Annotated in this window: 5 protein-coding genes and 1 tRNA gene; 4 read left to right on the forward strand and 2 right to left on the reverse strand. The window is 68.1% G+C overall.

What is annotated here, in order from left to right; genetic code table 11:
- Positions 1 to 1,222: geranylgeranyl reductase family protein (locus JHC79_RS22380; protein WP_296395046.1), on the reverse strand; the 1,222-nt coding region annotated here is incomplete at its 3' end.
- A gap of 134 nt (positions 1,223 to 1,356) precedes the next feature.
- Between JHC79_RS22380 and JHC79_RS22385 the strand changes: the two genes are divergently transcribed.
- On the forward strand, positions 1,357 to 2,373 hold the full coding sequence (locus tag JHC79_RS22385) for a polyprenyl synthetase family protein (protein ID WP_296395052.1): 1,017 nt from the start codon (positions 1,357 to 1,359) through the stop codon (positions 2,371 to 2,373).
- 104 nt (positions 2,374 to 2,477) lie between these two features.
- On the forward strand, positions 2,478 to 3,344 hold the full coding sequence (gene htpX / locus JHC79_RS22390; protein WP_296395048.1) for a zinc metalloprotease HtpX: 867 nt from the start codon (positions 2,478 to 2,480) through the stop codon (positions 3,342 to 3,344).
- Positions 3,345 to 3,348: 4 nt separating this feature from the next.
- On the opposite strand, the gene JHC79_RS22395 is transcribed toward htpX, so the two are convergent.
- Positions 3,349 to 3,840 carry a YajQ family cyclic di-GMP-binding protein gene (locus JHC79_RS22395; protein ID WP_188489029.1) on the reverse strand — a complete coding sequence of 164 codons (492 nt, stop codon included), beginning with the start codon at positions 3,838 to 3,840 and terminating at the stop codon, positions 3,349 to 3,351.
- 254 nt (positions 3,841 to 4,094) lie between these two features.
- Here JHC79_RS22395 and JHC79_RS22400 point away from each other — a divergent pair, with 254 nt between their 5' ends.
- On the forward strand, positions 4,095 to 4,967 hold the full coding sequence (locus JHC79_RS22400) for a hypothetical protein (RefSeq protein WP_296395050.1): 873 nt from the start codon (positions 4,095 to 4,097) through the stop codon (positions 4,965 to 4,967).
- A 176-nt stretch (positions 4,968 to 5,143) separates the two neighbouring features.
- Positions 5,144 to 5,227 (forward strand) — tRNA-Tyr (locus JHC79_RS22405).
- Positions 5,228 to 5,447: the final 220 nt, after the last annotated feature.

The following is a 5,447-nucleotide window of genomic DNA, read 5'->3' on the forward strand; positions in this document are numbered from 1 at the left end:
GGACCGACGCCGAACCGGCCAGTCGCCAGGCCCGCGCGAGCAGATCCCCGTCCTCCGGGGTGATCAGGTTGCCCATCACCCGTACGACCATCGACATCAACGCCGCCGAGCGGATACCGGGTCGGCCGAGCACCGGAACCGCCTGCGGGAACGTCAGCACACCGGCCAGTCGGCGAGCGGCGGAGAACGCGGTCCCGTAGTGCTCGGTGAGCACGGCAGGCCACGCCGACGTGTGATCGGTCTCATCGAGTCGTTCGACGGCCATCCGTCCGGTTTCCAGGGCGTAGTCGATGCCCTCGCCGTTGAGTGGGTTCACGCACGCCGCGGCGTCGCCGATGAGCATCCAGTTGCGTCCGGCGACCCCGGAGACCGCGCCACCCATCGGCAGCAGCGCCGAGGTGACGCGCATCGGATCGCCGGTGATCTGCCACCGATCGCGTTGGGAATTGTTGTAGTGGTCGACGATCGGACGCAGCGCCATGTGCGCCGGGCGCTTGCCGGTGGCCAGTGCGCCGACACCGATGTTGACCAGTCCGCTCTGCGCGCCCAGGGGGAACACCCAGCCGTACCCGGGGAGCAATTCGCCTGCGCCGTCGCGGAGTTCGAGGTCCGATCCCATCCAGGTGTCGTCGGCGCGCGCCGACGTCGCGTACGCACGTGCCGCGACGCCGTAGGCGGTGTCGCGGTGCCACTCCCGGCCCAGTTCGCGTCCCAGGGTCGAGCGCACCCCGTCGGCGATGATCAGCTGGCGCACGCGGATGTCGGAGCGGCCCTGCGGACCCTCGACGACCACGGAATGCACGGCGCCGTCGCGCATCTCGACACCGACCGCCTTGGTGCCCTGCACCATGACCGCCCCGCGATCCAGCGCGACGTGTCGGATGCGGTCGTCGAGTTCGGTGCGCGCGACCGCGCTGCCATAGGTGGGGAATCGACCTGAGGGCCAACGGATCTCCTGGCTGGCACCCCATCCACGCATCGACAGCCCGACGATCCGGGGACGCGTCGAGAGGAACTCTCCTAGACCGAGTCGGTCCATCTCGGCCACCGCACGCGGTGTCAGGCCGTCGCCGCAGGTCTTGTCGCGGGGGAACACCGCGTCGTCGAGCAGGACGACCTCCCGACCCGCGGCGGCCGCGTGCGCGGCGGCGGCCGAACCGCCCGGACCCGCGCCGACGACGAGGACATCGGCGTGGGTGGGGACAGAACGGTCAGAGGTCACAGGGCCATTATCGCCGAACTCCGAGGGCAACGATTACGCTCGGTCGTAGTGGGGCCTTCCGGCCCCGACGTGTGATCCGAATGAGTTGCCGCCGCGGACGCGCCGGCAGCGAGTAGATGGAGTGGTTGGAAACCGTGAAGACCACGTTCATGGGCATCGACATGGGCTCGGACGAGTTCTCGTCCGGCATCGGTGACTCGCTGGCCAAGGTCGAGGAGCTGCTGCTCGCCGAGCTGTCCTCGGGCGAGGACTTCCTCACCGAGGCGGCCACCCATCTCGCCAAGGCGGGCGGCAAGCGTTTCCGGCCCGTGTTCGCCCTGCTCGCCTCGCAGTTCGGCCCGAACCCGCACGCCTCCGAGGTCATCACCGCGTCGACCGTCGTCGAGCTGATCCACCTCGCCACGCTCTACCACGACGACGTCATGGACGAGGCCGAGCTACGCCGCGGTGCGGTCAGCGCCAACGCGCGGTGGAGCAACAGCGTCGCCATCCTGGCCGGCGACTTCCTCTTCGCACGCGCGTCCCGCCTGGTCTCGACTTTGGGCCCCGAATCGGTGCTGATCATCGCCGACACCTTCGCCGAGCTGGTCACCGGCCAGATGCGCGAGACCATCGGCAACCCGTCGGGCACCGACCCGGTGGACCACTACCTGCGCGTCGTCTGGGAGAAGACGGCGTCGCTGATCGCCGCCGCCGGTCGCTTCGGCGGTATGACCTCGGGTGCCACCGCCGACGACATCGAGCGGCTCTCGCGCCTCGGCGACGCCATCGGCACCGCGTTCCAGGTGTCCGACGACATCATCGACATCAGCTCGCAGCCGGGCGACTCGGGAAAGAACCCGGGCACCGACCTCCGCGAGGGTGTGCACACGCTGCCCGTCCTCTACGCGCTCACCGAGCAGGGGCCCGACGCCGATCGGCTGCGTGAACTGCTGCTCTCGGCCTCCGGCGAGCGGTTGCCGCTCACCGACGATGCCGAGGTCGCCGAGGCGCTCGGTCTGCTCAACGCCTCGGCCGGGATGGTCCGCGCCCGCGAGACGCTGGCCGGCTACGCCGAGCGGGCCTACTCCGAGCTCGCGCAGCTGCCCGACAACGAGGCCAAGAAGGCGTTGACGTCGCTGGTCAGCTACACCGTCGAGCGGATCGGCTGACCGCACCCGTTCCTCGGCAACGGAAACTTTGCCGCCCGGTCGCTCGTTGAGGGGGCGGAGACAGAGATCTCCGTTGTCACCGAGCACCGAGGAGAGCGACCGCAATGCACGGCCACGCGAATGGACTGAAGACCGTACTGCTGCTCGGGTTCATGTCGGCGATCATCGTCGGCATCGGCGCCGCCTTCCAGAGCCCGGCGATCCTGCTGGTCGCGGTGGTCTTCGCGGTCGGGATGAACGCCTACGTCTACTTCAACAGCGCGAAGATGGCGCTCAAGGCGATGCACGCGCAGCCGGTCACCGAGGTCCAGGCGCCGATGATCTACCGCATCGTCCGTGAGCTCGCGACCAACGCGCGTCAGCCCATGCCCGCGCTGTACATCAGCCCCACCGAGGCGCCGAACGCCTTCGCCACCGGACGCAATCCGAAGAACGCGGCGGTGTGCTGCACGCAGGGGATCCTGCAGATCCTCGACGAACGTGAACTGCGCGCGGTGCTCGGCCACGAGCTGAGCCACGTCTACAACCGCGACATCCTGATCTCGTCGATCGCCGGCGCCATGGCGGCGGTCGTCACCGGTCTGGCCAACTTCGCGATGTTCGCCGGGATGTTCGGCGGCAACCGCGAGGGCGGCGCCAATCCCTTTGCGCTGCTCCTGATCTCGCTGCTCGGTCCGATCGCGGCGACCGTGGTCAAGCTGGCGGTGTCGCGGTCGCGGGAGTACCAGGCCGACGCATCGGGTGCGGAGCTGACCGGCGACCCGCTGGCGCTGGCGTCGGCGCTGCGCAAGATCTCCGGTGGGGTCGAGGCCAAGCCACTGCCCCCGCAGACCGACCTGGCCGCGCAGTCGCACCTGATGATCGCCAACCCGTTCCGCGGCGGCGAGCGCATCGGCCGGATGTTCGCCACGCACCCGCCGATGGAGGACCGCATCGCCCGTCTCGAGGCGATGGCCCGCGGACCCCGCTGAGCTCCTACCGGTAGTTCACGAACTGCAGGGCGATCTCGAAGTCCTTGCCCTTGAGAAGCGCGATGATCTCCTGGAGGTCGTCGCGCTTCTTGCTCGACACCCGCAGCTCGTCACCCTGGATGAGCGCCTTGACGCCCTTGGGGCCCTCGTCGCGGATGGCCTTGGTGATCTTCTTGGCCTTCTCCGAGTCGATGCCCTGGACGAGGGTGCCGGACAGGCGGTAGCCCTTGCCCGACGACGCCGGCTCGCCCGCGTCGAACGCCTTGAGCGAGATGTCGCGACGGATGAGCTTCTCCTTGAACACCTCGAGAGCCGCCTCGGTGCGTTCCTCGGTGTCGGAGGTGATCACGATGGTCTCGTCGCCGGACCAGTCGATCTTGGTGTTGGTGCCCCGGAAGTCGTAGCGCTGCGAGAGTTCCTTCGCGGCCTGGTTCAGGGCGTTGTCGACCTCTTGCCGATCGATCTTGCTGACCACGTCGAATGATGAATCTGCCATGCGCTCAGGGTAGCGACGTGGGCCTCGACGGTGGCGTTCGCACCGTCGAGGGTCGTTCGCGCCGCGCATGCAGGGTGCGAACGACCCGCCGCGATGCGAACGTCGAGGGCTGGGGACACGTGGCCAGCTGGGGACAACCGGGCCCAGAGCCCGAATGCTGCAGTTGAGCGGATCCGTCTCGACGCCATGGTGGACCGATGATGCTCTCCGCACCCGTGACGGCCACGACACGACGACGCCTCATGGAGGCCGGGATGACGCGCACTGCGATCGAGGTGGCGATCCGGTCGCGGGAACTGGTGTCGCTCGCCCCGGGCTACTACCTGCCCGCCGGGGAGGTGGGGGTCTTCCCGGAGAACCAGCACCTGGCGCTGGCACGGGCGGTGATCGCCGATCGCGGAGGGCGCGACGCGCTGGCGCGGGTCAGCGCGGCGGTCAACCTCGACCTGCCGGTGGGAGGTGCTGCGCTGTCGCGCGTCCATCTCGCCAGGCCGGGTGGGACGGGCTCCGGGTCGAGGACGACCGCTGTGACCGTGGTGCACCGGAACATCGCCGAGGAGGACGTGATCGTGGTCCGTGGAGTGAGGTCGACATCGGTCGCCCGAACCGTTGTCGACCTCGCGCGCTCGGAGTCCGTCCGTACTGCGACCGTCACGGCCGACGCCGCTCTGCACCGGAAACTCTGTGACGCCGAGGATCTGCGAAGCGTGCTGAACGGTATGGGTGCGGTCGACGGTTGTGCGCGAGCGCGCAGATTGATCGCGGGTGTCGACCGCCGTGCAGAGAGCCCGTTGGAATCCCTCAGCCGCCTGGCGATCGTCGGGTCCTGTCTGCCGACACCGGACCTGCAGCGCGAGATCGTCGACGACTGCGGCCGCCTCATCGCCCGTGTGGACTTCTTCTGGGAGGAGTTCGGCGTGGTGGGGGAGTGCGACGGCATGGGCAAGTACTTCGGTCAGTACTCCGACAAGAGCCTCCGCGAGGTTCTCGACGAGGAGAAGTTCCGGGCGCAGGAACTCCAGGACCTGGGCTACGTCGTCGTCCGATGGACCTGGCACGAACTGCTCCACCGGCCGGACATGGTCATCGAACGGATACGCCGAGCGATCGAGCGGGCGCGGAACTGATCGGTTCGCAACACCGAGTGCCGTTCGCACCGTGCATCGGTGATGCGAACAGCCACCAACGATGCGAACGCCCGTCGGAGGGGGCGTCACGACATGCGGTTTTCGCAACTGGGGCCACTGCGTTGTAGTCTTCTCGGCGTTGCCTCCGCGGTGTCTCACGGCGGGGAACGCAGCGCGGCACGTTGCCCGAGCGGCCAATGGGAGCGGACTGTAAATCCGTCGCGCAAGCTACGTAGGTTCGAATCCTACACGTGCCACCACCTCACCTGGGATCCTCGAATTCACCTTCGAATCCCTTGTGAGCTGCCTGAATACAGAGGCAAGCACCGTCTCGACGGCGTCGGATCCCAGCGATTTGGCGACTGCGCGGGCGGCTGTGTAACCTCGTTAAGGCTCTCGGGGCGTCGCAAGATGCTCCGGGTCCCGCCCCCTTAGCTCAGTCGGTAGAGCGTTTCCATGGTAAGGAAAAGGTCAACGGTT

It is taken from the genome of Williamsia sp. (assembly GCF_016462415.1).
Taxonomy (GTDB): domain Bacteria; phylum Actinomycetota; class Actinomycetes; order Mycobacteriales; family Mycobacteriaceae; genus Williamsia_A.